This is a genomic window from Bradyrhizobium sp. GW821-FHT13H06, assembly GCF_058803975.1.
Genome location: NZ_JBXAPN010000008.1, coordinates 126726 through 152646 on the forward strand (window position 1 = coordinate 126726; position 25921 = coordinate 152646).

The window sequence follows — 25921 nt, forward strand, 5'->3', positions numbered from 1 at the left end:
CAAGCTTGTCAGGGGAGGTTCGATGGAATTCCAGGTGGGAAAGCATGATCCGGCGCGGACTGGCCTGCCCGAGGTCGATGCTGCGACGGTCGATCATTTCCTTGGCGGAGCGGACGAGGCCGGAGCGGTCGCGGTGCTGCTGTCGGCGGGCGATCCCAACCGCTTTCCGGAGGCAATCGATGTCGCCGTGGTGCTGCCCGAACTCATCGCGGCGTTCGGTAATCGGCTGCGCGGTGCGATCATCGCGCGCAGCGACGAGAGCGCGCTCGGCCAGCGCTTCGGCGTGCGCGTGCAGCCGACGCTGATCTTCGTCGCCAAGGGCGAGACGCTGGGACTGATCGCCAAGATCCAGGACTGGTCGGTCTATGTCGACCGCATCACCAAGCTGATCGACCGGCCGCGCGGGCAAGGCGCCGCAGTCGCCGTCACCATCGTTCCCCAGCATCGCGCACAAGAGGTCGGGCTATGAAGGTCGGCTTCTGGGACGCGCCCGAAGGCGCCGAGCAACCGGTCAACGTGTTTCCGATCGGCGACGAGAGTCTCAATGCAGCGAAGGGCAGCCTGACGGCGGCCGGCGCGCTGGCAAAGCTTGCAACGCTCGACAGTGCGGAGCTTGCAAAGAGCTGCCCGAACGCGGTCGCGCTGCTCTCGAGCATCGCGGGTGCCATTGAAGGCCAGAAGGCGGAGGCGCCGACGCAATTGTTCCGGCTCGCCAATCTCAACGAGCTCGAGAGCAAGCTGGTGGCCGACGTGCTCGGCGAAGGCGAGGTCGCCGGCGTCGTCGCGCTGCCGGACGGATCGCTGGCGCAGATCCAGGAATCGGTGCTGGCGGGAATATGGCGTGTGCGGCTCGAGACCGACGCCGCTTCCGAATATCTCGAGATCGGGGCGATTCCGGAGATCGTCAGGCGCGCGGCGGCCGACCTGACATCCGCCGATTTCGAGATCGGGCAGGTGCCGGAGGGCGCGATGAACGTGCTGCCGGTGCTCGCCGAGATCCGCGAGCGGGCACAGGCCTGGCGGCCCGGCCTTCGCTCGCAGATCATCAATTTCACGCTGCTGCCGATGAGCCCGGTCGACATGAGCTTCCTGCAGGACACGATCCGCAACGGACCGATCCAGCTCGTGTCGCGCGGCTACGGCACCTGCCGGGTGCTCTCCACCGGCATCCGCAATGTCTGGTCGGTGCAGTTCTTCAACGCCATGGACACCATCATTCTCGATACGCTCGAAGTCGGCGGCGTGCCGACGGTTGCGCTGGCAGCGGACGAGGATTTCGAGGATTCCGCCGAGCGGCTGCAGGAAATCATCGAGGCCTACTTCAAATGAGCGCCTTCGAGAATTTTGGCGTGCGCCAGGACGTTGCCGACGTCACGCGGCTGGAATGCGGCATCTGCTGGACCGTCTACGATCCGGCGGATGGCGATGAGGTAGCGCAGATCGCACCGGGCACGCCATTCGCGGCGCTGCCGGAGGAGTGGCACTGCCCGAACTGCGACGCGCCAAAATCCAAGTTCATGGCGATCGAAACATGACCGGCAGCGCGCCAGCGAGTACATCAGGTCCTGCCGGCGGCGCCGACGCGGCGGCGTGGGGCGAGCTTCTGGCCGCAAGCTACCGGGAGATCGGCGAGCGCGCGATGCGCGATCTGCCCATCTACAACGATGCGCTCGGCGTCGAGGCGGTCGGTTTCCGCCCCTACGACGGCACGATCGTCGGCATCATGGTCACGCCGTGGTTCATGAACGTGGTGATGCCGGCGGGCGCTATTGCGCCAGCCACCTCGGGCGCGAACGTGCGAATGCGTTTTCCCGCGGGCGATATCGAATTCATCCTCAGCGAGGTCGCCCGGGTCGGCCGGATCGCAAGCTGCTCGCTGTTCTCGCCGATGTTCCAGTTTGCCGGCATGGATGCCGCGCGAGCGACGGCCGGAGCCGCGCTTGCCGAATTGATGCTGCCGGCGGACAGCGAGGAGGCGGTTCGCCGCCGCGAGCCCGCGACAAGCCCGATCGATCGGCGTAACTTCCTGCGGGGTGCCCTGACGGAGCGGCGCGGATGAACCTCTCGTTCCGCAATGAGATCGATATCACGGTGCTGTTGTCCGGCGCCACGATCGCCGACGTCGCGATCAAGCCGCGCAGCCGGCCGCCGCTGACGCGGCTGTTTGCGGGAAAGCCCGCCGCTTCGCTGCTTCCGGTGCTGCCGCGTCTGTTCTCGCTGTGCTCGGTCGCCCATCACGTGGCGTTCCAGTCGGCGGTGGAAGCCGCACAAGGGCGGCAGGCGCCTCCCGCAACAGTGCGGCGCCGCGTCACCGCAGTCGTCGTCGAGCGGCTGACCGAACTGCTGCGCGGCCTGTTCGTCGGACGGCTCGCGCTCGACGGCACAAACGCGCCGGCGGTGCGCGCCGCAATGCAGGCAAGCGCGCTGCTCGGCCGTGCGGACGAGGCCGTCCCACCGGCCTTGCATCGCGACGCGGTGGAGCAGATCAAGGCCGCGCTCGGCGCGATGGGAATCGCCGGCGAAGAAGACGAGACGCTCGCGCCGGGCAGCACGCTCGCCGCCTCCGTCGCGGGATGCAATGGCAGGCTGGTGTCACAGCCGGAGGCCGATCCATCCTTCCTGACGGTGGCGGACGATCTAGACATCGTCACGCGTCTGCTGGCGGACGGTGCGGCCTATGCCGATGCGCCGGACCTCTGCGGCCGGATTCCGGAAACCGGCGTCTGGGCGCGCAGGGCGCGCCGTGAAGCGCCCGTGCCGGCCGAAGCTGGCCCCGCCGCGCGTCTGAAGGCGCGGGTTGCCGAGGTCGCGCGGCTCTGCGCCTGGCTCGATCGTGGCGATGCGGACCTCAATGAGGGTGTCGTCGCGAGCTACCGGCTGGGCGCGGGCAAGGGGGCGGCCGCTGTCGAATGCGCACGCGGGCGCCTCCATCATGCCGTCGTCCTGGACGACGAGGATCGCATCGTCAAGTTCGAGTTCCTGGCACCGACCGAGTGGAATTTTCACGCCCGCGGACCGCTGGTCAGGAGCCTCAAGGGCGCGACGCTCGCGGCCGGCCGGCAGGGACAGGACGCGGTTCGCGCGCTGGTCGGCTCCTTCGATCCCTGCGTCGGCTTCCGCCTGAATTTTCGCGAGGCGGCCCATGCATGAGATGGCGCTGTGCGAAGGCATCGTCGGTATCGTCGAGGAGGAGGCGCGCAAGCGCGCTTTCACCAAGGTGAACGTCGTCTGTCTGGAGATCGGTGCGCTGAGCCATGTCACGCCGGAGGCGCTGAAATTCTGCTTCGAGGCCGTCGCCGCGCGGACCATCGCGCAAGGCGCGCGACTCGAGATCGTCGAGACGCCCGGCACGGCCTGGTGCATGGCCTGTTCCAAAACCGTCGAGATCGGGCAGCGTTACGAGCCGTGCCCGTCCTGCGGCGGCTACCAATTGCAGGTGACGGGCGGCGAAGAGATGCGCGTAAGGGAATTGGAGGTCGACTGATGTGTACGGTCTGCGGCTGCGGCGACGGCAAGGCATCGATCGAACATGCGCATGATCATCATCATGATCACGGTGATGGCCATGAGCACGGCGGGCACCATCATCATCACCACCACGGTCAGGGCCACGGTCATGGTCACCACCATCACCACGGTGGTGACCACGAGCCAGCCCCCGATGAGCCCGGGCTGCTCGACTGCGGCGCCAATCCCGCGGGCCAGAAGATCGCCGGCATGAGCAGCGACCGCATCATCCAGGTCGAGCGCGACATCCTTGGCAAGAACGACCGGCTTGCGGCCGACAACCGCGCCCGCTTCGCGGCCGACGGCGTGCTCGCCTTCAACCTGGTCTCAAGCCCCGGCGCCGGCAAGACCTCGCTGCTGGTCCGCGCTGTGTCCGAGTTGAAGGCAAGCCTTGCGATCGGCGTGATCGAAGGCGACCAGCAGACCTCCAACGATGCCGAGCGCATTCGCGCCACCGGCGTGCCGGCGATCCAGGTCAACACCGGCAAGGGCTGTCACCTCGATGCCGCCATGGTCGGCGATGCCTATGACCGGCTGCCCTGGCTGAACGGCGGCCTGCTCTTCATCGAGAATGTCGGCAATCTGGTCTGCCCGGCGGCGTTCGATCTCGGCGAGGCCTGCAAGATCGTGGTGTTCTCGACCACCGAGGGCGAGGACAAGCCGCTGAAATACCCCGACATGTTCGCAGCCTCGTCGCTGATGCTGATCAACAAGATCGACCTCGCGCCCGTGCTCGACTTCGACCTGGCGAAGACCATCGAATATGCGCGCCGGGTCAACCCGAAGATCGAGGTGCTGACGGTGTCGGCACGCACCGGCGAGGGGTTTGCAACGTTCTATGCCTGGATCCGCAAGCGGATGGCGGCGCTGAAGCCGGCCGCGATGACGGCGGCGGAGTGACGATGGGCGGCGAGGCCACAGCACGAGACGGACGGCGGCTGCGCCTGCATGTGCGCGGCGCGGTGCAGGGCGTCGGCTTTCGCCCCTATGTCTACGGTCTCGCCACGCGCTACCGCCTGGGCGGCTTCGTCGCCAACGATTCCCATGGCGTCGTCATCGAGGTCGAGGGCGAGCACGCGTCCGATTTCGTCGCGGCGTTGCCGCTGGAAAAACCGCCGCTCGCCCGCATCGACGAGATCTCGGTGCAGCCGGTCGGGGCGGTGGCGAGCGAAGGGTTCTATATCCGCGGCAGCGAGCAGGGCAGGGTGTCGACACGTATCGTCGCCGATGCCGCGACCTGCGAGGAATGCCTGCGCGAGCTGTTCGATCCAGCCAGCCGGTTCTATCGCTACCCCTTCGTCAACTGCACCCATTGCGGTCCGCGCTACACCATCGCTGAGCGGCTTCCTTACGACCGCGCGACCACGGCCATGAAGCGCTTCGCGATGTGCAAGGCCTGTGCGGGCGACTATGCCGATCCCGACAGCCGCCGCTTCCATGCCGAGGCGATTGCTTGCCCGCAATGCGGCCCGCAGCTCAGCCATGGCATTGCGGAGATCGCGGCTGCGATCGCCGCGGGCCAAATCGTGGCAATCAAGGGGCTCGGCGGCTATCAGCTGCTCTGCGATGCCCGCGACGATGAAGCCGTCGCGCGGCTGCGGCAACGCAAGCATCGTGACCAGAAGCCGTTCGCGGTGATGGTCGCCTCGCGCGACGACGTCGGCGGGATCGCCGACGCCAGTGCTGCCGAGCTTGCCTTGCTCGAAACGACGGCCCGGCCGATCGTACTGATGACGTCGCACAGGCGCCTCGCGGGCGCGATCGCGCCAAAACTGTCACGGATCGGCGTCATGCTGCCCGTCGCGCCGATCCACCACCTGATCTTCGAGGTCCTGAACACGGCGCATCAGCGGCCCGGCGAAAGCTGGGCAATCGTCGCCACCAGCGCCAATCCCGGCGGCGAGCCGCTTCTGATCGACAATCACGAGGCGGAGCTGCGGCTTTCCGGCATCGCCGACCTCGTCGTCACGCATGATCGCGACATCGTCACGCGTGCCGACGATTCCGTGGCCATGGTCGTTGCCGGCCGGACGCAGTTCATCCGCCGGGCCCGCGGCTACGTGCCCGAGCCGGTGAGACTTCCGCGGACTGTGCCGCCGATCCTTGCGGTCGGCGGGGCGCTGAAGTCGACCGTGACGGTGATGCGCGGCAGCGAGGCCTTCGTCTCGCAGCATATCGGCGACCTCGACACCGCCGAAGGCGTCCGCTTTTTCGAGGAGACCGTCAGCCATCTGCTCTCGACCCTTGATGTCGAGCCGATCGTCGTCGCCCATGATCTGCACCCGAACATGGCCTCGACTCATTTCGCCGAAGCGAGCGGACGGCGTCTGATCGCGGTCCAGCACCATCATGCCCATGCTGCTTCCGTCATGGCGGAGCATGGCGTCACGGGCGCTGCCCTGGCGCTCGTGCTCGACGGCTTCGGCCACGGCAGCGACGGCGGCAATTGGGGCGGCGAGCTCCTGCTGTGCGAGGGGGCGACGTTCCGGCGGCTCGGCCATCTGGCACCGATGAAGATGGCGGGCGGCGATCGCGCCGCCCGCGAACCGTGGCGCATGGCCGCAAGCGCATTGCATGGGCTGGCCCGCGGCAACGCGATCGCGACCCGGTTTGCGGCGCAGCCGCAGGCTGCGCGTCTCCATGCCCTGCTCGACCAGCCGGGCGTGCCGGTGACGACCAGCGCCGGCCGGCTGTTCGACGCGGCGGCGGGGCTGCTGGGTCTTTGTCAGGTGCAGAGCTATGAGGGCGAAGCCGCGATGAAACTGGAGGCGCGGGTTCGCGCGCCGTGCTCGATGAAAGACGGCTGGTCAATCGAGGATGGAGTGCTGTCCATGTTTCCGTTGCTTGCGCGCCTCGCGGCCGAGGACATCGATCCGGTCGAGGGGGCCGGGCTGTTCCATGGCACGCTCGCCGTTGCCTGCGTCGACTGGATCGGCCGCGCGGCGCGCGAGACCGGCGTCGCGACCGTCGCCCTGAGCGGCGGCTGCTTTCTCAACGCGATCCTCAGCTCCGAGATCGAGCGCGGCTGTATCGCCGCCGGTCTCTTGCCGCTGCTGCCGCGGCAATTGCCGCCCAATGACGGCGGTCTCAGCCTGGGCCAGGCCTGGATCGCCGCGCTCCGGCTCGAACAATCCGGCCTGGAAGGAACAGCCTGATGTGTCTCGCGATACCTGCTGAGGTCACGAAGCTCCTGCCCGACGAGATGGCGATCGTCTCCATCGACGGCGTCAGCAAGGAGATATCGGTCGCCTTGATCGAGGATCTCGCCGTCGGCGACTACGTGATCATCCATGTCGGCTATGCCCTGACGAAGATCGATCCGGAGGAGGCGAGGCGGACGCTCGAGCTGCTGCGCGAGCTCAGCGCCGAGGGGCAGGGAGCCGCGTCATGAAATATGCCGATGAGTTTCGCGACAAGGAGATCGCGCTCGGGCTCGCGAAAGCGATCCGCGCGGAAGCCGATCCGCAAAAGCCCTATCGCTTCATGGAATTCTGCGGCGGCCATACCCACGCGATCTCGCGCTACGGCCTCGAGGACATGCTGCCGAGGAACGTGCGGATGATCCATGGCCCCGGCTGTCCGGTGTGCGTGCTGCCGGCCGGACGCATCGACATGGCGATCCGGCTCGCCGAGCGGCCGGACATCATCCTGTGCATCTATGGCGACCTGATGCGCGTTCCCGGCTCGCAGGGCGCATCGCTGTTGAAGGCGAAGGCGCGGGGCGCCGACATCCGCATGGTCTATTCCACCATCGACGTTATCCGGATCGCCGGGGACAATCCCGGGCGTGAGGTGGTGTTCTTCGCCATCGGCTTCGAGACAACGACGCCGCCGACTGCAGTCATGATCCGGCTGGCGGAGAAGAAGCAGCTCGAAAACTTCTCCGTGTTCTGCAACCACGTGCTGACGCCGCCGGCGATGCAGAACATCCTGGAAAGTCCCGACATCCGCAACATCGGCCGGGTCGAGATCGACGGTTTCGTCGGGCCGGCCCATGTCTCGACGATCATCGGCACGGCCCCTTACGAGTTCTTTGCCGAGGAGTTCGGCAAGCCCGTGGTGATCGCGGGCTTCGAGCCGCTCGACATGATGCAGGCGATCCTGATGCTGGTGCGGCAGGTCAACGAGGACAGGCACGAGGTCGAGAACCAGTACAGCCGCGCGGTGAACCGCGACGGCAATCTGCGCGCCAAGGAGGAGGTCTCCGACATCTTCGAGCTGCGCGACCAGTTCGAATGGCGGGGGCTCGGACAGGTCCCCTATAGCGGGCTGAAGCTGAAGCGCGCTTACGCCAGATACGACGCCGAGGTGCGCTTCGACATGTACGAGCTGCGCGTCGACGACAATCCCGCGTGCGAATGCGGCGCGATCCTGCGCGGCGTGAAGAAGCCGGTCGACTGCAAGCTGTTCGGCACCGTCTGCACGCCGGAGACGCCGATGGGCTCCTGCATGGTCTCCTCCGAAGGCGCCTGCGCCGCACACTGGACCTATGGCCGCTTCCGCGACCATCAGCAAAGGCGCGCGTCATGAAGGCCTACCAGCGCAAGCTCGACATCAGGAACGGCTGCGTCGACCTGTCCCACGGCTCGGGCGGCCGGGCCATGGCGCAGCTGATCTCGGGCTTGTTCCACGAGGCATTCGGCAATGAATGGCTGGCGCGCGGCAACGACCAGTCGGCATTCGACGTCGGCGCCGGGCGCATGGTGATGACGACCGACGGCTATGTGGTCTCGCCGCTGTTCTTCCCCGGCGGCAATATCGGCTCGCTTGCAGTACACGGCACCGTCAACGATATCGCCATGGCCGGTGCACGCCCGCTCTACCTCTCTGCAAGCTTCATCATCGAGGAAGGCTTCCGCTTCGCCGACCTCAAGATGATCGCGGAATCGATGGGCGAGGCGGCGCGCACGGCCGGCGTTCACATCATCACCGGCGACACCAAGGTGGTCGAGCGCGGCAAGGCCGACGGCCTGTTCATCTCGACCGCCGGCGTCGGGGTCGTGCCCGACGGGCTCGATCTCTCGGCGGAGAATGCCCGCGTCGGCGATCGCGTCCTGATCTCGGGCACGCTCGGCGATCACGGCGTGGCGATCATGTCGAAGCGGCAGAATCTCGCCTTCGAGACCGAGATCGTCTCGGATTCGGCGGCGCTGAACGACCTCGTCGCGAAGATGGTCGAAGCCGGCGGCCGCGGCATCCGCCTGATGCGCGATCCCACCCGCGGCGGCCTTGCCGCCACGCTGAACGAGATCGCCCGGCAGTCCGACCTCGGCTTCCATCTTCGCGAGGAGGCGATCCCGGTCAAGCCGGGTGTCGCGGCAGCGTGCGAGCTGCTCGGGCTCGATCCGCTCCATGTCGCCAATGAGGGCAAGCTGGTCGCGATCGTCGCGCCGGAGCTTGCCGGTGCGGTGCTGGCCGCGATGCGGGCGCATCCGCTCGGCCGCGATGCCGCCGACATCGGCGAGGCCGTGGCCGACGATCATCATTTCGTGCAGATGGCCACGAGTTTCGGCGGCGGGAGGATCGTCGACTGGCTGTCGGGCGAGCAATTGCCGAGAATCTGTTAGGGCCCATCATGCGCATTCTGCTCCTGTCGCATTCCTTCAACAGCCTGACGCAGCGGCTCCATGTCGAGCTCAGGGAACGAGGCCACGATGTCGCGGTCGAGCTCGACATCCATGCCGAGGTCACGCGCGAGAGCGTGGCGCTGCATCGGCCGGACCTTGTGATCGCGCCGTTCCTGAAGCGGGCAATTCCCGACGACGTCTGGCGCGGCGTGCGTTGTCTGGTCGTTCATCCCGGTCCGCCCGGCGACCGCGGTCCGGCGGCGCTCGACTGGGCGATTCTGGATGGAGCAGGCGAGTGGGGCGTCACGGTCTTGCAGGCGGATGGCGAGTTCGATGCCGGTCCGGTCTGGGCGTTCCGCAGCTTCCCGATGCGGCGCGCAGCCAAGTCCAGCATCTACCGCAACGAGGTGACCTGCTGCGCGGTCGCGGCGGTGCTCGAAGCGGTCGCGGCGATCGAATCCGGACGGCCTGCCCCGCAGCCGATGGACGTGGACGACCCGCGCATTCGCATGCGCGGACCTTGCCGCCAGGCGGACCGGGCGATCGACTGGCAGCACGACACCACCGCGACCGTGCTGCGCAAGATCGACAGCGCCGACGGCATGCCGGGCCTGGTCGACAGCCTGTTCTTCCAGGAGGTCAGGCTGTTCGATGCGCATGAGGCGCACGGCATCTCCGGCGTGCCCGGCACCGTCGTCGCGCAATGCGACGGCGCGCTGGCGCGCGCCACCGTCGATGGTGCGGTCTGGATCGGGCATGTCAGGAAGCTCGCGCCGAAGAGCCTGAAGCTGCCGGCCGCGAAAGTCTTCGCCGCCGAGGCGGCGCAACTGCCGCGCCGGGCCGGCTGCGGCTACGCCCCGATCCGGTATCGCGAGCATGGCGAGGTCGGCGAGCTCGCGTTCTCCTTCTACAACGGCGCCATGGCGACTGCTGATTGCGAGGCCCTGCTCGAGGCCTATCGCGCGGCGCTGGCGCGCCCGACCAGGGTGCTGCTCCTGACCGGTGGCCGGGATTATTGGTCAAACGGCATTCATCTTGCCGAAATTGAGGCGGCCCGCAGCCCCGCGGATGAGTCCTGGCGCAACATCAATGCGATCGACGATCTTGCCCGCGCGATCATCGAGACCACCGACCGCCTGGTCGTCTCGGTCATTCGCGGCAACGCGGGTGCGGGCGGCGTCTTCCTGAATCTCGCCGCCGACGAGGTCTGGGCGAGCGACCAGATCGTCCTCAATCCGCATTACAAGGACATGGGTAATCTTTACGGCTCGGAATACTGGACCTATCTGCTGCCGCGCCGTGCGGGCGCCGCGAACGCAACCCGGATCACGCAATGCCGGCTCCCGATGGGCGTGGCGGAGGCACGGCGCCTCGGCATCGTCGATCGCGTGCTGTCGGGCGAAGCGCTCGCCGATGCAAGCCTCGTGGAGTTCGGCGCTGCCATGGCGGCGGATGCCGGCTTTGCCTCGCGACTCGCCGCCAAGCGGCAGCGGCGCGCCGCCGATGAGGCCGAGAAGCCCCTGCAATCCTACCGCGACGAGGAGCTGCGGCGGATGAAGCTGAATTTCTACGGCTTCGATCCGAGCTACCACGTCGCGCGCTACAATTTCATCCACAAGGTGCCGAAGTCGCGCACGCCACTGACCATCGCTGGTCACCGTATCAGGCGTGCGCCAGATCGGCCTGTCGGCATGGCGGTGCCATCGTGAGCATTCAGGGAACCATTCTCGTCATCGACGACGAGGTCCGCTCGCAGGAAGCGTTGCGGCGCGTGCTCAGGGAGGATTTCGAGGTGCTCTGCGTCGGCAATGCGACCGATGCGGAGAAGCTGCTGGAGGGCGAGATCGTCCACGCGATCCTCTGCGACCAGCGGATGCCGCACGAATCCGGCGTGAGCTTCCTGAAGCGCGTCCGCGAGCTTTGGCCGGATCCGGTGCGGATGATCATCTCCGGCTATTCGGAGTCCGAGGACATCATCGCAGGACTGAACGAGGCCGGCATATATCAATACATCACCAAGCCCTGGCAGCCGGACCAGCTGGTCGAAACCGTCAAGGAGGCAGTTCAGCTCTATCGGCTGCAGAAGGAGACCGAGACCGCCGGCGTCGACGTCAAGGCGACCTCGGGGCACATCAAGAAGGTGGTCTCGGTCAAGCGCGGAGTGGCCAAGCAGCTCTACGATTTCGACCGCATCGTGCATTCGACGGAAAGCCCGATGCACGCCGTGATCGAGCTCGGCAAGCGCGCCGCCGACTACGATATCTCGGTTCTGATCACCGGGGAATCCGGCACCGGCAAGGAGCTTCTGGCCCGCGCGATCCATTACGGCTCGGCCCGGGCCAACAAGGCGTTCGTGGTCGAGAACTGCGGCGCGCTGCCGGACGAGCTCCTGGAAAGCGAGCTGTTCGGTTGCAAGAAGGGCGCCTTCACCGGCGCCTACCAGGATCGCATCGGCCTGTTCGAGGTCGCCGATGGCGGCACGATCTTCCTCGACGAGATCGGCGAGACCTCGCCGGCGTTCCAGGTCAAGCTGCTGCGTGTGCTGCAGGAGAGCGAGATCCGGCCGCTCGGCGCGCAGCGCGTGCGCAAGGTCGACGTTCGCGTGGTGGCGGCGACCAATCGCGACCTGGAGGCGGAGGTCGAGGCCGGTCGCTTCCGGCGCGACCTGTACTACCGCCTCGCCGCATTCCCGGTGCACATGCCGGCGCTGCGCGAGCGCCCGATGGACATCCCGCTGATTGCGGAGGGCGTGCTGTCGGCGGTCAAGAGCTCCTTCAACCGGCCGAATTTGCGCTTTGCGCGTTCGGCGCTGGATGAATTCGGCAAATATCACTGGCCGGGCAACGTACGCGAGCTCCAGAACGAGATCCAGCGCATGGTCGTGCTCGCCGACCGGGACGAGCTGCGCGCGCCGCCGCTGCTCGGCCGCCGCAACGGGAGGCGTTCCGTGCCGCCGCCGACCCACGGCAAGCTGAACGGATCGGCCTCGCTGAAAGACAAGGTGGAGGATCTCGAGAAGTCGGTTATCATGAACTGCCTGGAGAGGAACGACGGAAACATCAGTCGTGTCGCCAGCGAGCTCGGTCTCTCGCGGGTAGGGCTCAGGAACAAGCTGACCAGGTATGATCTGAGAAAAAATGCCAAAGGCGACGCATTCTCCTGAAGCGAGTGAGGCGGATTCGCTACTCAAGCTGGTCACCAGCGGCGGCGCGATCGAGTTCGACCGCGAGCGCGAAGGCGCCTGGATCGAAGTCATCCGCAAGATGGACGAGGTCTATTCGGACCTGTTGCGCTATGAGGTCGACCTCGAGCACAAGAACGCGGAGCTCGAGGAGGCGCAGGCCTTCGTCACCAACGTCATCGAATCGGTCTCGGACATCCTGATCGTCTGCGACGCCAAGGGAATGGTGCAGCAGGTCAATTCCGCGTTCCAGCATGCGCTCGGCCGCAGTGTCGGGGAGGTGGTCGGCAGGAACATTGCCGACGTCATCGATGGCGCCGACGGCGCCAAGCTGCTGCCGCTGTTGAAGCCGCGTGGTACGCCGGACGTCGTCGACGGTGAATTGCGGTTCGCGACCGACGACGGCAGCACCGATCTGTTCGCAATCAACAGCTCGCCGCGCCACGATCATCGCGGCCGCTTTATCGGCGTGGTGCTGACGGGGCGGCCGATCGGCGAGCTGCGCCGCGCCTATGAGGCGCTGCACAAGGCCCATCACGAATTGCAGCGCGCCCAGCGGCAACTGGTCGAGCAGGAGAAGATGGCGAGCCTCGGCCGTCTCGTCGCCGGCGTCGCGCACGAGCTGAACAATCCGATCAGCTTCGTCTACGGCAACATTCACACCTTGATCCGCTACCGCGCGGCCATCGTCGCCTATCTCGACGCGATCCACGGCAAGGGTCGGGCGAGCGACCTCGCCGCGCTCAAGAAGAGCCTGCGCATCGACGAGGTCATGGAGGATTTCGGCCCGCTGATCGAGGGCACCATGGAGGGGGCGGTCCGGATCAGCGAGATCGTGAAGAATCTGCGCCGACTCTCCTTCAGCAAGCTCGGCGAGGTCGAGCGTGTCAATATCGAGCGTTTGATCAACACCGCAGTGATGTGGGCCGTCCGCACCAAGCAGGTGCGGATCGACCTGCAGATGGAGCTCGAGCCGGAACTCTGGATCTCCGGCAACGAAGGACAGTTGCACCAGGTCATCGTCAATCTCGTCGAGAACGCGATCGACGCGATGCGCGGCACCGAATTGCCGCGGCTGGTCGTTTCGGCGGCGCGCAAGGGTAACGAGATCCTGTTCCGGATTTCGGACAACGGTCCGGGAATCGACAAGGATCACATCAGCCACATCTTCGAGCCGTTCTTCACGACCAAGCGAGTCGGCGAGGGCACGGGGCTCGGCCTCTGGATCAGTTACGGCATTGTGCGCGAGCACGGCGGCGAGCTTCTCGCCGCGAATGATCCGGACGGCGGCGCGACGTTCTCTTTTGCTTTGCCGGCAGCGTAGACCGGCGCCGCCTCTTCGACACCGGCGTCTACTGTGGGTCGATTGCGGCCGTCTTGATGATCCGTCCCCCACTTGCCGATCTCGGCTTTCAGAAAGGCTTCACGCGCAGATCGCGGTGACCTCGCGCGGGCTCTTGTTGATCCGCTTCGGCTGCGACATCGAGGTGATCGCAGCAGCGGGCAGGGAGCACGGCGGGTCGCTCGGCTCACTGGCGTGGTGCCGTGGATCTGGCACGTGCGGTTCTGAGATTGCGACATCATCCCAATGCGGGGGATTGGCGATTGTCTTGGCCGGTCTGTCCAGAGGCTTGGGCTATGCGCGACGCGCCGGAGCGACGAAGTATGGACCGACGCCCACTCGAGCCTCGGAGACGGACAATGGAAGCTGGCATCGCAACCACATTCGAGCAGACTGACTTCGCGGGGATCAGCACCGGGATCATCAATTCCAGCACAAGCCCATTCACGATTCTGGACATGACGATCAAACCAGGCTTTGGCGCACCGGCCCATATTTCCGCGTCCGAGGACAAGGTGTTCGTCGTTATCGAGGGAACGCTGAAATATCTCATCGGCGACCAGACCGAAGTCGTGGAGCCCGGGGCACGCGTGCAGGTTCCCAAAGGCATGGTTCATGGATTCACGAATGTCGGCTCCCGTGATGCGCGCCACATCTTGGTCTCGACGCCGCGAAAGCACGAGGAATTCTTTCGCGATCTCCGCGACATCCCTGAACCACGGGAGCAGAATATGAATCTCCTGCCTGGTATCGCCCAACGGCACGATCAAATGATCGTCGGACCCCTGCCATAGCGTTCGCTCCTTGCGGCACCCGGCTTCTGAAGGGTCATATCGACCGACAGATCGAGCGAGGGATCGGGTCGAACGATGGTGGGGCGGTCCCCGATCCCCGGATGTCTCATCCCTGGCTGTGACCAACCCATCTTCCGACGGGCGTTCGTGAAAACGAGGATGTGAAGAAGGGGACAGCGCCCGATATCGTACTATCGCGCCATAGATGCTGACTCTCAAACACTCCCGATCCCGCCCATCCATACTCCGGGATGGCCGCCGGAGCGCTCATCGCTGGCTTCCGGAGGCGGCACGCCCTTTTGCTCGTGATCCTATCAAACATCATGGCTCGCTGAGGGCGCGCTGATGGATCTCAACGCGGTAAATGCGCAAGGTCAGAGGTCGCTTTCGTTGGCGAAGCGCGGCGGCTCTTGCGAACGCTCGGAACATTTCCCGGCGTCGGTGAACGGAGCCGGGCTGACCATGGGCGGGCGGCCGCATCGAGGGTTCGTCAGGCGCGACGAGACGCCGTCGTTGCAGGGGACGGCCGTCTCATTCGGCGGCCGGCGGCGGCGATGGTCTCCATCTCGTCGACGAGGCAGGACCGATCGATATCGACCTTGATGGCCTCGCCGAGGAAGCGAGCCGTCGTCGTGAATTGCGGCTCGGCGATCAGCCGGTCCACGGCCGCGGCGATCTCCATCTGCGAGGCCGTTGGAGGCAATCGAAGCCCGGCGCCCTTGGCCTCGACCCGCGCCGCGTTCGCAGCCTGATCCCGCCCCATCGGAAGAACGAGCTGCGGCAAGCCGTTGAGGAGCGAACGGGTGACGGTTCCGTGGCCGCCTTGCGACACCACCGCAGAAACGTCTTGCATGATCAGGTCATGGGGAGCGCCGCTCATCAATTGCACGTTCTGCGGAGCCCGCAGATCTGTAACCTTCAGATTGGGGCCAGTGGTCGCGATGGCATCGATATCGAGCATACCCATCGCGTTGACGACGCGTTGAAAGAGGTCGCGCTGGCCTTGCGCGCCGGTGCTGCAAGCGATCAAGACGCGGCGGCGCCCCGATCGCACGGACGATGCTGGCCCGGTGGCCGCTTGCTGCGAACTGGGCGTGCCTTTGGACCAGTTCGGCACGTCGAGCAGCGGTCCGACATACCGGAAATTGTGCGGCAGAGCATCAGCCTGAAAGTCGAACGCCCGACTGGTCGCGAGCAGGAGCCGGTCAGCCCGATCGAACAGGTGCATGACATCCGCGAGCGGGGCGAGTCCCAGATCGACGCGGGCCCGGTTGAGAAGGGGGAGAAACGAATTCAGCATCCGGGACACGGCGGCATTGGCCACGTCGACTTCGGCTCGCTCTTGCGGAGTTTTCGGCTGGCCCAACCCGCTCGTGGCCGGCGGCATTCCCGGCAGGGTCCGCAGGCTGACATGGGGGGATAGAAGAGCGAGGGGCACGTCCGATGCCTCCGCTCCGAGCGCGGCGCCGAACAACAAGTCGACGCTGAGAACCGCATCCGTCGGCACGCGGCGAATTTCGTCACGGATATCGGCCGCATAGGCCGAGCAAGGATCGAATACCACGCGGCGTATCCATTGCAGCATGTCCGAGAAATCTGTCGGATCGGCGGCCTCTCCCGTCGGGGCGCGGCGCCATGTCACGAATTCGAAGTCGGCGCTCTCGACTTCGGCACGCATTGCCGGATCCGCCATCACCCGGACATGATGACCATTCCGGCGCAGCTTCCGTCCCGCAGTCAGGAGAGGGCTGAGATTTCCCAATGTGCCCCACGATGCCAGCAGAAAATGGTAGAACATTCCAGAAGCCTCATCATGTCGCGAAACTCACTGACGCAATCGTTCCTTTCGCGACTGGAGCAGGCGTTGGGACAATTGCTTGACCGCGGGTGTAGCCGCGCTGGCGCCAACGATGGGGCAATGCTGCTACCGAATGATGTCTGGTCGAGACGAAATGGTTACCTCTGTAAGAATGGCGCGCGCGATCATGTGCAGCGTTCACCGCGGCTACCGCTCGGCGATCGCTGTCACAGTTTCGTGCGAATTAATTGATCCGCATGGCTGCTCCTGCAGGAGGAAACAATGGCGTTGAACGCGGCGAAAGAAGGTGTTTCTTACGCGAGCCCAAGCGGCGGGCTAGTCACGAGCCGCCGCCTTTAGGCATGATCAGCAGCCGCCAGATGATCAGCTTGCGGTCGATTTCGGCGTCGAGCCGGCGCGCATCAGCCGCTCGATCGTCTATCATTGCAGACGACGGTCGGCGGGACGCGCGACCAGGAAATACAGGACGAGCGCGAGGAGCGCGGACGCAGCCATGACCGCCGTCGTCGAGAGCGCGGTCCGGCCGTCGAAGCAAGCCGCCACCAGTCCGCTCGATATGGCACCGGCGATTAGCTGGATGCTTCCGGCAGCAGCGCTGACGGCGCCGGCGATGTCGGGAAAGTGCTGCATCGTCGCGCTCACCACGTTCGGCACGCTGAGTCCGAAGCCGAGCGCCACCGCCATCAGCAGCGCGGTGACAGGCACCGTGGGCATCCAGCCGGTCAATGTCATCGCGAGCAGGACGACGCTGGCCGCCGACGACAGCGTCAGCCCCGTGGCAAGCATGCATGCCGAAGATATCCCGCGCCGGCCGAGCTGTCCGTCGAGGAAGGCGCCGCCCATCACGGACGCCGAGCAGGCGCTGAAGATCAGGCCGAACTGCTCGGGCGAGAGCCCGATGGCCCCGACGAAGAAGAGCGAGGCGCCGGTGACGTAGGCAAACACCATCGCGCCGCCCGCTGCACCGACCAGGATGTAGGGGAGCGAAACCGGATGCGTCAGGACGCGGCGATAGCTGTCAATCACGGCCGCGGGCACCAGGCGGGCGGATGGCGCGATGGTCGCACTTTCAGCGAAGCGAAACATCACCACCACCAGCAGCGCGAAACCCATCGCGGCCTGGGTCGCATAGATCGATTGCCAGCCGGCAGCCGCCAGCAGGGCAGCGCCCGCCGTCGGCGCGATCAGGGTCGCAACGTTGACTGTGACCATGACGTTGGCGATCCTGCCTCGTGCCGCGGTGCCGTCGAAGAGGTCGCGTATGATGGCAAAGGTGGTTGCGGTTGCGGCGGCGCCGATACCTTGAATGAAACGGCACACCAGCAGAACCGGCAGCGAGGAAGCAAGCGCGCAGCCGAAACTGGCGGCGACGAACAGCGCGAGGCCGAATGCCAGGATCGGCTTGCGGCCAAGGCGGTCGGAGGCGGGTCCATAGATCAGCGGCGCTGTTGCTAGGCTGAGCATGAAGGCACTCGTCGTCAACCCGACGTCTGACGCGCTCACGCCAAACGTGGAGCCGGTGGCCGCCAGTGCCGGCAGATTGATGTCGATGCCGGAATATGGCACGGCCGCCAGCAGCCCGAGCAGCACCATGAAGGCGAAGGATTCAGGCTTGATGCGCATGAACGAACTTCCGATGGCTTCCGACGAACACTGATGGAACGACGGAGGACGGTCGCACCGCCCTCCATGGCTCAGTTCGGCAATCGGATCATCCGCGCCGCCCGGCGCGCCGGCCCCGGCTCGGCACGGCCGCGCGGAGGCGTAACAGCTTGGTCTGGTCGGTAACGAGTTCGCCGATGATCCGGAGAATTTCCGTCCGCGTATCGATTCCTGCGTACTCGTCCGCGATCTGCGACGCGCGCAATCGATAGCGCGGCTGGTCGAGCACCGTCCGCACCGCCTCGCGCAAGGCTTCCGGCGTCGGCTCGTTGGTCGCGAGGTCGATGCCGACGCCGGACCATGCGACCCGCGCGTTGACGTCGGCCTTGTCTTCGGTCAGTCCCGCGGTAACCAGGGGAATGCCGAAGCTCATGGCCGGGTTGACGCTGCCATAGCCGCCGTTGGTGACGAGCACGTCGACCTTCGGCAGCAGCCATTCGAACGGCAAATAGCTAGCGACGCGGGCGTTCGACGGCACCTTGCCGGGAATGGCGTCGACTGGACGGCCGCCTGCCGTCGCGATCACCAGGATGTCGGGCTCGTCGGCGAGCGCCGCCAGCGTCGGGGCGACCAGCAGATTGAGGTTGTGATTGGCCACCGTGCCCTGCGTCACGAGCACGACCTTGCGCGAGCCGTCGAGGTCCTCGGCCCAGGCCGGCGGCGAGACCTGGTTGGTAATGATCGGAGGCGTGCCGACGAAATTCACCGAAGACGGCATGTCGCGTGGAAATTCGAAAGTCGGCACCGACAATTGCAGATAAGAATCTGCGAGAGCGACCACGGAATGGAATAGCGGCATTGCTATCGGCCCGACCCCGAGCCCCTTCAAGGCGCGGTTCAGGCGCAACAATACCGGCTGATCGACCGTCGCGTCATAGTCCCGCGCCAGGGCCGCATACCGATCGCGGTCCTCGTCGGTCCTTGCCGGCGGCAAGCCGAGAAAATTGGGCGCGCCGTCCTCGCGCGCCCAATGCAGAATCGACGTGCCGCAGAGCGCGACGGGAGGCCGATGCGATCGCGGTCCGAGCAGGATCGGCAGTATGCCGAAGAACATGTCGTCGGCGACAATGATGTCCGCCGGAAATTGCCGCAACGCCTCCAGCAGCCCCTGGTGCTGGGCCGGAATGGCGTCGACGAAGATGCGCTCGCAAACAACACGAAGCCACTCCGGCCCCGGGGGAATGGTCTTGAGTTCGGGGACCAACGAGAAGACGTCGTTCGGATCGAAGTCCGCGCCCTCGGGAAGAGGAAAGAACCTGACCCCGTTGGCTTCGACGCGGGCACGAAAGGCGGTGCCTGTCACAAGGGCAATCTCGTGGCCTTCGGCAGTCAGGATCTGCGTGATCGCCAGCAGTGGATTGAGATGGCCCGTCGCAGGTGTCGAAGCGATAAGAATCTTCATGGGAGCTGACCTCTTGATGGATCGGTGCACGGTCGCAACAGGGCGGCCGAGCGATTGCGCAGAGCGCAGAGCGAGTTGACGGGATCGCCGTTACACCAATGCTTCCGCCGGCCATCGAATGGTTACATCGGTAACGCAACGTGGCGTGACCGAGGCTGGCGTCACGCGGGCGGCAATGGAGTCGCCGCGCCTTCCGGCACTGTAGATCCGTGCCAAACGCGGCCGGCGGATTGCAACTGTAGCCTCTTTGCCGATGACGGTGATCTCGGTGTAACGGCCGGCCCGCACATAGGCTCCCACGAACAATGCGTGGGAGATCTACGATGAAGTCGCATTCTCGCAGTATGGTCCGGCTTGTCCGCCCGGTTGACGGGGAGCTCGATGGCCAAGATTTGGCCGCATGGCCCGATGACCGCGGTACGGCTGGTCTCGGTGCTGGCCGTAGCGGGAGGCAGGAGCTCGCGGACACTGGTTCGCATCCGGCGCCGGCTGAAGCCGCGCCGGACCGGGTCGGCATGTTGTGGTCGGTGATCTTGTCCTTCATGGAAGGGTTTGTGCTCTATGGTGCAGCGTTGCATCCGGCCGCGGCCATGCCGGCTCACGCGATACTGGCGGCACGAAATGACTGGGCGACGGACCGGCAGATCAGTGAACCGGCAGAGCCGGTGCGCAGCAGTGGTGGCGATGGCGCCGAGCGCAACGGCGACGCCGTCAAATGCGGCGGCGTCCTGCCGCGCGACGCGCAACCCGCGCGACGTTGGAATTGGCTGCGTTCGACCGGTGGGATGCTGACGGTCTTGCTGTCGCATTTGCGTCGAGAGCGGGAGATCAGAAGAACTGTTGCCGCTCTGATGGAGCTCGACGACCGGACGTTGCGCGATCTCGGAATCCACGGCCGTTCGGAGATCGAATGGGCAGTGCGGTACTTCCATGATTGCTGAGGCGGGCGATCTTGCCATCGCCAGACTGAACCTGGGTCGCGCCGCGCTGACAGGCAGGCGATCGCGCGGCCGTCCGTTACGATTGCAACGAATTTCGACTGTCCGGCAATCGAGACGTAACGCGCCAGGCCTAGGGAGGAGAAATCGCAGTCAAGGACAAGAGAACCCCAATGGCAGAAGTTGTCGGCGCCGACGATCGGGCAGCTCTCGCCGCTGTTGAGGACCTGCCCATGCTCAGTGCGGCAGACCTCGACGCGGATCCTCACGGAATGTTCCGCAAGTATCGTGCCGCCTATCCCTTTGTCAGGCACGAGACGGGAGGTTACCTCGTGCTCCGCCATGCCGACATTGAGCGGCTTGGCAGTGATGTCCGTATAGCAGCATCCGAAACCGCCCACCCGGAGTTGTTCGGTGTCACGGAGGGAGCGCTGTTTGACCTCTTCGCGCACGGAATGCTCACCGCGAACGGTGCCGTTCACCGCCGCCGGCGCTCACCGTTCTCCAGAAGCTTTGCGGCCCGTGTGATGGCCGATCTGCGGCCGCACATACGACGCTCCTCGGAGCAGCTGATCGAGAGCTGGTATGCCGATGGTCAGGTCGAATTTGTCGGTCGGTTCGCAGCTCAGCTTCCCGCCCAGGTCATTGGCGATCTGCTCGGCCTGCCGCGAACCGATATCCCATCCTTTACAGAACTCGTCTACGCGGTGACTCGATTCCTCAGCGCCAGCATATTGCCGGACGATATCCCCGAATCGGAGGTGGCGTGCCGACAGTTGCGCGCCTACGTGGAGAAGACGATCGAAGATCGGCGGCGCGCCCCTCGGGACGATTTCCTCTCGGATTTCCTTGGAAAGGCCGACGCAGCAGGTGAGTTGTCACCTCTCGAGATCATATTCCAGATCGTGCAGTTGATCGTCGGCGGCACCGACACGACTCGCGTCGCCATCGTCATGCAATTGGCGCTTCTGCTCCAGCACCGGGAGCAATGGGAGGCGGTATGTCGCGATCCCTCATTGATTCCGGGGGCAGTTGCGGAGGCGATGCGATTCGAGCCGAGCGTGGCATCGTTCATCAGGGTGACGGCTGAAGACATCGAGGTTGGCGGCGCTGTGCTCCCGGCACGGCAACTCGTCATCCTGTCGACCATGTCCGCCGCGCGTGACGAAGAGGCCTATGAACGGCCCGACGTCTTCGACATCCGTCGAACCGACCAACCACGGTTGCTGCCCGCCTTCGGAGCCGGTGCCCATCGTTGTATCGGCGAAGCGCTGGCGCGGATCGAGCTCGAGGAGAGCCTGGCGGCGCTCGCGGCCCGCATTCCTCAGCTCCGATTGGATGATGCGCCAGCGATCAGGGGGCACAGCGGCATCCGTCGCCTCGACACCATGCGAATATCCTGGCGGCGGTGACACCGGACGAGGCCGCGCACGGCGAAGGGCCTGCCTCCCAGAGGCGCGGGGATCCAAAACCAGTGCCGAGAGCTCCTCTGATGCGGCGCGACAGATGAGGGCGGTCGGCCCGCGCTCGTCCACGCCGTGGAGGACAGGGGGCAAGTCAAGTGATGAGTGTTCACAGGAGCAAGGGCACCGCCCGCCCTTGCTTCCGCAACGATGCGGATCGGCGGCTTCAGGCGTGGCTACGGTCTGCATTGGAAAGCAGCAGGCGAACGCGAAGACCCCTCGGTTCATTGTCGAGCAGCAGCAGCCTTCCGCCATGCGCGGTCACGATCGCCTGCGTGATCGAGAGGCCGAGGCCAAATCCCGCCGTTTCGTCCATGGTGCGGGCTTCCTCTCCTCGCACGAAGGGTTCCAGCATCGCCGCCTTCCTCTCATCGGGTATTCCAGGGCCGTCGTCGACGACGTCGATGACGATCTGGTTTCCGGAGATCAGGAGCTCGACGCCGACTTCGGTTCCGAAGCGTGTGGCGTTCTCGACCAGGTTTGTGACCGCGCGGATGATCTCGTCCGGCCGGACGATGAATGCGGCTCTGTCCGGACCAAGATAGTGCACCGCGTAGCCGCTATCGGAGAACTGGTCGCAAACCATCTGGAGCAGCGCGGCAACGTCGACCAGTGTCGGTCTGGCAGCACTTTCACTGCGCAGCAGCGAGAGCACCGACTCCAGCATCGACTGCATCTGATCGAGGTCGCGTACGGTCTGGGTGCGCTGTGCCGGATCCTCGATGTATTCCGAGCGTAGCCGCAGGCGCGTGATCGGGGTGCGCAGGTCGTGGCTGATGGCGGCCAGCATTCGAGTTCTATCGTTCATCAGTGCGGTGACGCGCTCGCGCATCCGGTTGAGCGCTCTCGCCGCGGATCGGATTTCCTCCGGACCGTTTTCAGGCAACGGCTCGGACGAGCGATTCAAGCTGAAGTCCTCCGCTGCGCGCGCGAAGGCCGACAGGGGCGAACTGAGCGCGCGGCCGGCCCAGACGCCGAGCAGCGTCACGCTTGCCACCAGGAACAGGAGCGTGCTCGTCCAGAGGCCGCTCACGAAGGCAGGCATCTTGAATGTCCCGATCGTCGCCTCGAGCACGTCGCCGTTTGCCAGATAGAACCAGAGGCGATTGTCTTCCGGTGTGGGACCGCGAATGAGATCGACCGGGCCTTCAATAGTCGAGGGGGTGGCCATGCGCGTCCGCTCCGGCAATGGAGCGGTGGAGGCGGAAACATCCTTTCTCAATTGCAGCTTCAGCGCCGGAAAGGTACGGCTGACGTTCTCGAGAACGACATCTCGCTGTTCCTGCGGCGTATTGACGATGATCCTCACAACCAGCTCGAACTGCTCCAAGGGGCTGTCCGTCAGAACGTTCGGCCGGTTGAGCAGAAAATATCCGGCAATCAGCAGATGGATCAGGATCAGTGATCCCAGAACCAGGGCCGCGATCTGGCCGCTGATTCGCCTGAAGCTGAACAGCGCGACGATGTCGGCGGCGCGTCTCATGCTTCCTCCACCACCGGCGTGAAGATGTAGCCGCCGGTGCGGACGGTCTTGATCACGGACGTGTCTTGGGTGCGGTCGAGCTTGCGGCGCAACCGGCTGACCAGCACGTCGATGCTGCGGCCGAAGCTGCCGCCGGGCCGGCCGCGCGTCACGCTCAGGAGATTGTCGCGGGTGAGGATGCGTCCGGCCCGTTCGCAGAAAGCCTGCAGCAGATCGAACTCGGCGCTGGTCAGCGGCACCTGCGCGCCCTCGGGGTCGCGCAACTCCCGCAAACGAAGATCGATGATCCAGCCCAGGAATTTCAGGCGTGTCGCCGCGCCGCCGGCGGCACGGCCGCTCGCCTGGCGGCGCAGCACAGCGTTGATCCTGGCGAGAAGCTCGCGCGGGTTGAACGGCTTCGGCAGATAGTCGTCTGCCCCCATCTCGAGACCGAGGATCCGGTCGAGATCCTCGCCCTTCGCGGTGAGGATGATGATCGGCGTCATGGATTCCATGCGCACGCGGCGGCAGAGGCTCAGACCGTCCTCGCCCGGCAGCATCAGGTCGAGCACGATCAGGTCCACCCGGTTCTGCGAGAGATGCCGGTCCATCTCCCTGCCGTTCGTGACCAGATGAACCTCGAACGAATGCTCCCGCAGATAGCGCGCGATGAGGTCGCGGGTCTGCCGGTCATCCTCGACGATCAGGATGTTCTGGGTGCCGTTGGTCATGTTTGAGATCGCATCGGGGCTGCCGATCGTTGGTCGATTTGCGGACGATTGTCTCGCCCGAAGAACTACGGTCATGTCTGCAATCCTACGGTCAGTCACGGCTCAACGCCACCACGGGATCCAGGAAGGCGGCACGGCGGGCGGGGAAGAAGCCGAAGGCCACCCCGATCCCGGTCGAGGTCAGGAATGCCGCGCCGATCGAGAACGTCGAATAGCTGACCTCAAAGCCGGGCACGGCAAGGTTGATGGCAAGGCCGAGCAGCATCGCGACGAGAATGCCGGCGATGCCGCCGATCGACGAAATCAGGGTCGCCTCCACCAGGAACTGCTGGAGGATGTCGCTGCGCCTGGCGCCGACCGCCATGCGCACGCCGATTTCGTTGATTCGCTCGGAGACGGACACCAGCATGATGTTCATCACGCCGATGCCGCCGACGACCAGCGAGATCACCGCGATCGCCGCCACGAGGAACGCCAGGGTCTGCGTCGTGCTGGTGATGGTGCGGCGGATGTCGTCGGTATTGAGGATGACGAAATCCCTGGTATTGTGCCGCTTCGTCAAGAGCGTGGTGACCGCATCCTGAGCCAGCGTGGTCGAGATCTCGTCGCTGATCCGGAGCAGGATGCTGCGAAGCGAGCGGTCGCCCGTGAACTGCGCCTGTACGGTGGTGTAGGGAAGATAGACCGAGAGATTCTGGTTCGAGCCGAAGCCGCCCTGCTGCTGGGCGATGACGCCGACGATGCGGCAGGGCACCTTGCCGAGCCAGATGACGCGGCCGATCCCCGAGGTCTGGTCGTCGGCGAAAAAGGTCTTGCGGGTGTTGTCGTCGATGACGGCTTGCCGCTCGATGTTGCGCACCGCGTCGGAGTCGAACAGGCGGCCTTTCGCCAGCTTGGCGCCCTTGACCTGGAAATAGCTCTCGCCGACGCCGTTCACGAGCACGTTGGACTCGCTGCCGCGATAGCGCACCGTCGTGCTGGTCGACACCGTCGGGGTGACACCGGCAATGAATTCCTGCCGGCCGAGCGCGCGGGCATCGTCCAGCACGAGGGTCTTGATCTTGCCGGCGCGCGCGTCACCAAAATCCTTGCCCGGAAACACCTCGATCGTGTTGGTGCCGAGATTCGAGATGTCCGACAGCACCTTGCGCTGTGAGGCGTTGCCGAGCGCAACCACGGAGGACACTGCCGCGATGCCGATGATGATTCCGAGCATGGTCAGGAAGGCGCGCAGCCGGTGCGCGGCCATCGCCACCAGCGCCATCCGCGTGGCTTCCCGCAGGCGCCGCAGCGCGCCGGGCCAGCCGGGGCTGCTATCCCATGCGGCACGAGCCGCCGCAACAGGCGGCGCCGATGCGCCCGCGGTCTCGGTGCGGCGATCGGAAACGATCCTGCCGTCGCGCAGCTCGATGATGCGCTCGGCCCGCGCGGCGACGTCGGCATCGTGGGTAACGATGATGATCGTCCGTCCCTCGCCGTGCAGCTCCTTCAGGATCTTCAGGACCTCCTCGCCGCTGCGCCGGTCGAGCGCGCCGGTCGGCTCGTCCGCCAGGATGACTTCGGCGCCGTTGATCAGCGCCCGTGCGATCGAGACGCGCTGCTGCTGGCCGCCCGATAGCTGGTTCGGGCGGTGGCCGCGCCGGTCGTCCACGGCAAGCCTTGCGAGCAGCTGCTCTGCGCGCGTGCGGCGCTCCCGGGCTTTCATCCCGGCATAGATCGCCGGGATCTCGACGTTCTCGGCCGCGGAGAGGTCGCCGAGCAAATGATAGCGCTGGAAGATGAAGCCGAAATGCTCGCGCCGCAGTGCCGCCAGCTCGTCTGCGTCGAGTTCGGAGGCGTTCTTGCCGGCGACGCGATAGGTGCCGGAGGTCGGGCGGTCGAGGCAGCCAAGGATGTTGAGCAGCGTCGATTTGCCCGATCCGGACGAGCCGATGATCGCCACCATCTCGCCGGGCTGGATGCGCAGCGACAAATCGTCGAGCGCAACCACGCGCGTGTCGCCGGCTGAGAATTCCCGCCTGACGTTCTCGAGAGCGATGATCGGATCGGCCAT

24 protein-coding genes are annotated in these 25921 nt (G+C 65.5%); 17 read left to right on the forward strand and 7 right to left on the reverse strand.

What is annotated here, in order from left to right; all coding sequences use genetic code 11:
- Positions 1-22 precede the first annotated feature (22 nt).
- The 14 genes from AC1RQP_RS29130 to AC1RQP_RS29195 are packed head-to-tail and all read left to right on the forward strand — an operon-like array spanning position 23 to position 13579.
- Positions 23-469, forward strand: coding sequence for a thioredoxin domain-containing protein (locus AC1RQP_RS29130; protein ID WP_239625905.1), 447 nt, complete (start codon positions 23-25; stop codon positions 467-469).
- Complete coding sequence (locus tag AC1RQP_RS29135) at positions 466-1329, forward strand: hydrogenase expression/formation protein (protein WP_492940075.1); 864 nt, start codon at positions 466-468, stop codon at positions 1327-1329. Before AC1RQP_RS29130 ends, AC1RQP_RS29135 begins: the two co-directional genes overlap by 4 nt.
- Positions 1326-1535 carry a rubredoxin gene (locus AC1RQP_RS29140; RefSeq protein WP_239625902.1) on the forward strand — a complete coding sequence of 70 codons (210 nt, stop codon included), beginning with the start codon at positions 1326-1328 and terminating at the stop codon, positions 1533-1535. The genes AC1RQP_RS29135 and AC1RQP_RS29140 overlap by 4 nt, the downstream gene beginning before the upstream one ends.
- Positions 1532-2059, forward strand: coding sequence for a [NiFe]-hydrogenase assembly chaperone HybE (hybE, locus tag AC1RQP_RS29145; RefSeq protein ID WP_492940077.1), 528 nt, complete (start codon positions 1532-1534; stop codon positions 2057-2059). The genes AC1RQP_RS29140 and hybE overlap by 4 nt, the downstream gene beginning before the upstream one ends.
- Complete coding sequence (locus tag AC1RQP_RS29150; RefSeq protein ID WP_492940079.1) at positions 2056-3150, forward strand: nickel-dependent hydrogenase large subunit; 1095 nt, start codon at positions 2056-2058, stop codon at positions 3148-3150. The genes hybE and AC1RQP_RS29150 overlap by 4 nt, the downstream gene beginning before the upstream one ends.
- Positions 3143-3484 (forward strand): hydrogenase maturation nickel metallochaperone HypA, encoded by a 342-nt coding sequence (hypA, locus tag AC1RQP_RS29155; protein WP_492940081.1) that lies wholly within the window; start codon positions 3143-3145, stop codon positions 3482-3484. The genes AC1RQP_RS29150 and hypA overlap by 8 nt, the downstream gene beginning before the upstream one ends.
- Complete coding sequence (gene hypB / locus AC1RQP_RS29160; RefSeq protein ID WP_492940083.1) at positions 3484-4407, forward strand: hydrogenase nickel incorporation protein HypB; 924 nt, start codon at positions 3484-3486, stop codon at positions 4405-4407. Before hypA ends, hypB begins: the two co-directional genes overlap by 1 nt.
- 2 nt (positions 4408-4409) lie before the next feature.
- Complete coding sequence (hypF, locus tag AC1RQP_RS29165; protein ID WP_492940085.1) at positions 4410-6662, forward strand: carbamoyltransferase HypF; 2253 nt, start codon at positions 4410-4412, stop codon at positions 6660-6662.
- Entirely contained in the window at positions 6662-6898 is a 237-nt protein-coding gene (locus AC1RQP_RS29170; RefSeq protein WP_492940086.1) for a HypC/HybG/HupF family hydrogenase formation chaperone, read from the forward strand. Before hypF ends, AC1RQP_RS29170 begins: the two co-directional genes overlap by 1 nt.
- Positions 6895-8037 (forward strand): hydrogenase formation protein HypD, encoded by a 1143-nt coding sequence (gene hypD, locus AC1RQP_RS29175; protein WP_492940088.1) that lies wholly within the window; start codon positions 6895-6897, stop codon positions 8035-8037. The genes AC1RQP_RS29170 and hypD overlap by 4 nt, the downstream gene beginning before the upstream one ends.
- Entirely contained in the window at positions 8034-9074 is a 1041-nt protein-coding gene (gene hypE / locus AC1RQP_RS29180) for a hydrogenase expression/formation protein HypE (RefSeq protein ID WP_492940090.1), read from the forward strand. The genes hypD and hypE overlap by 4 nt, the downstream gene beginning before the upstream one ends.
- 8 nt (positions 9075-9082) lie before the next feature.
- Positions 9083-10783 carry a hydrogenase maturation protein gene (locus AC1RQP_RS29185; protein ID WP_492940092.1) on the forward strand — a complete coding sequence of 567 codons (1701 nt, stop codon included), beginning with the start codon at positions 9083-9085 and terminating at the stop codon, positions 10781-10783.
- Positions 10780-12237 (forward strand): sigma-54-dependent transcriptional regulator, encoded by a 1458-nt coding sequence (locus tag AC1RQP_RS29190; protein WP_492940094.1) that lies wholly within the window; start codon positions 10780-10782, stop codon positions 12235-12237. Before AC1RQP_RS29185 ends, AC1RQP_RS29190 begins: the two co-directional genes overlap by 4 nt.
- Positions 12212-13579 carry a sensor histidine kinase gene (locus AC1RQP_RS29195; protein WP_492940096.1) on the forward strand — a complete coding sequence of 456 codons (1368 nt, stop codon included), beginning with the start codon at positions 12212-12214 and terminating at the stop codon, positions 13577-13579. Before AC1RQP_RS29190 ends, AC1RQP_RS29195 begins: the two co-directional genes overlap by 26 nt.
- A 99-nt stretch (positions 13580-13678) precedes the next feature.
- Here the strand turns inward: AC1RQP_RS29195 and AC1RQP_RS29200 are convergent, their stop codons facing one another.
- Positions 13679-13813 carry a hypothetical protein gene (locus AC1RQP_RS29200; protein WP_492940098.1) on the reverse strand — a complete coding sequence of 45 codons (135 nt, stop codon included), beginning with the start codon at positions 13811-13813 and terminating at the stop codon, positions 13679-13681.
- A 143-nt stretch (positions 13814-13956) separates the two neighbouring features.
- Between AC1RQP_RS29200 and AC1RQP_RS29205 the strand changes: the two genes are divergently transcribed.
- The gene (locus AC1RQP_RS29205; RefSeq protein ID WP_492940100.1) at positions 13957-14391 is read left to right on the forward strand and encodes a cupin domain-containing protein; all 435 of its coding nucleotides are present in this window, start codon (positions 13957-13959) and stop codon (positions 14389-14391) included.
- A gap of 490 nt (positions 14392-14881) precedes the next feature.
- Here the strand turns inward: AC1RQP_RS29205 and AC1RQP_RS29210 are convergent, their stop codons facing one another.
- From AC1RQP_RS29210 to AC1RQP_RS29220, 3 genes are all read right to left on the reverse strand, one after another.
- A complete protein-coding gene (locus AC1RQP_RS29210; protein ID WP_492940102.1) occupies positions 14882-15898 on the reverse strand; it encodes a glycosyltransferase in 1017 nt (338 codons plus the stop codon).
- A 732-nt stretch (positions 15899-16630) separates the two neighbouring features.
- On the reverse strand, positions 16631-17833 hold the full coding sequence (locus tag AC1RQP_RS29215; protein WP_492940104.1) for an MFS transporter: 1203 nt from the start codon (positions 17831-17833) through the stop codon (positions 16631-16633).
- 88 nt (positions 17834-17921) lie between these two features.
- Complete coding sequence (locus tag AC1RQP_RS29220; protein ID WP_492940106.1) at positions 17922-19274, reverse strand: glycosyltransferase; 1353 nt, start codon at positions 19272-19274, stop codon at positions 17922-17924.
- 323 nt (positions 19275-19597) lie between these two features.
- Between AC1RQP_RS29220 and AC1RQP_RS29225 the strand changes: the two genes are divergently transcribed.
- Positions 19598-20215, forward strand: coding sequence for a DUF1127 domain-containing protein (locus AC1RQP_RS29225; protein WP_492940108.1), 618 nt, complete (start codon positions 19598-19600; stop codon positions 20213-20215).
- A gap of 170 nt (positions 20216-20385) precedes the next feature.
- A complete protein-coding gene (locus AC1RQP_RS29230) occupies positions 20386-21624 on the forward strand; it encodes a cytochrome P450 (protein ID WP_492940110.1) in 1239 nt (412 codons plus the stop codon).
- 217 nt (positions 21625-21841) lie between these two features.
- On the opposite strand, the gene AC1RQP_RS29235 is transcribed toward AC1RQP_RS29230, so the two are convergent.
- The 3 genes from AC1RQP_RS29235 to AC1RQP_RS29245 all read right to left on the reverse strand — a co-directional run bounded on the left by AC1RQP_RS29235 (position 21842) and on the right by AC1RQP_RS29245 (position 25921).
- Positions 21842-23158, reverse strand: coding sequence for an ATP-binding protein (locus AC1RQP_RS29235; protein WP_492940112.1), 1317 nt, complete (start codon positions 23156-23158; stop codon positions 21842-21844).
- Positions 23155-23868, reverse strand: coding sequence for a response regulator (locus tag AC1RQP_RS29240; RefSeq protein ID WP_239625877.1), 714 nt, complete (start codon positions 23866-23868; stop codon positions 23155-23157). Before AC1RQP_RS29240 ends, AC1RQP_RS29235 begins: the two co-directional genes overlap by 4 nt.
- Positions 23869-23959: 91 nt before the next feature.
- Entirely contained in the window at positions 23960-25921 is a 1962-nt protein-coding gene (locus AC1RQP_RS29245; protein ID WP_492940114.1) for a MacB family efflux pump subunit, read from the reverse strand.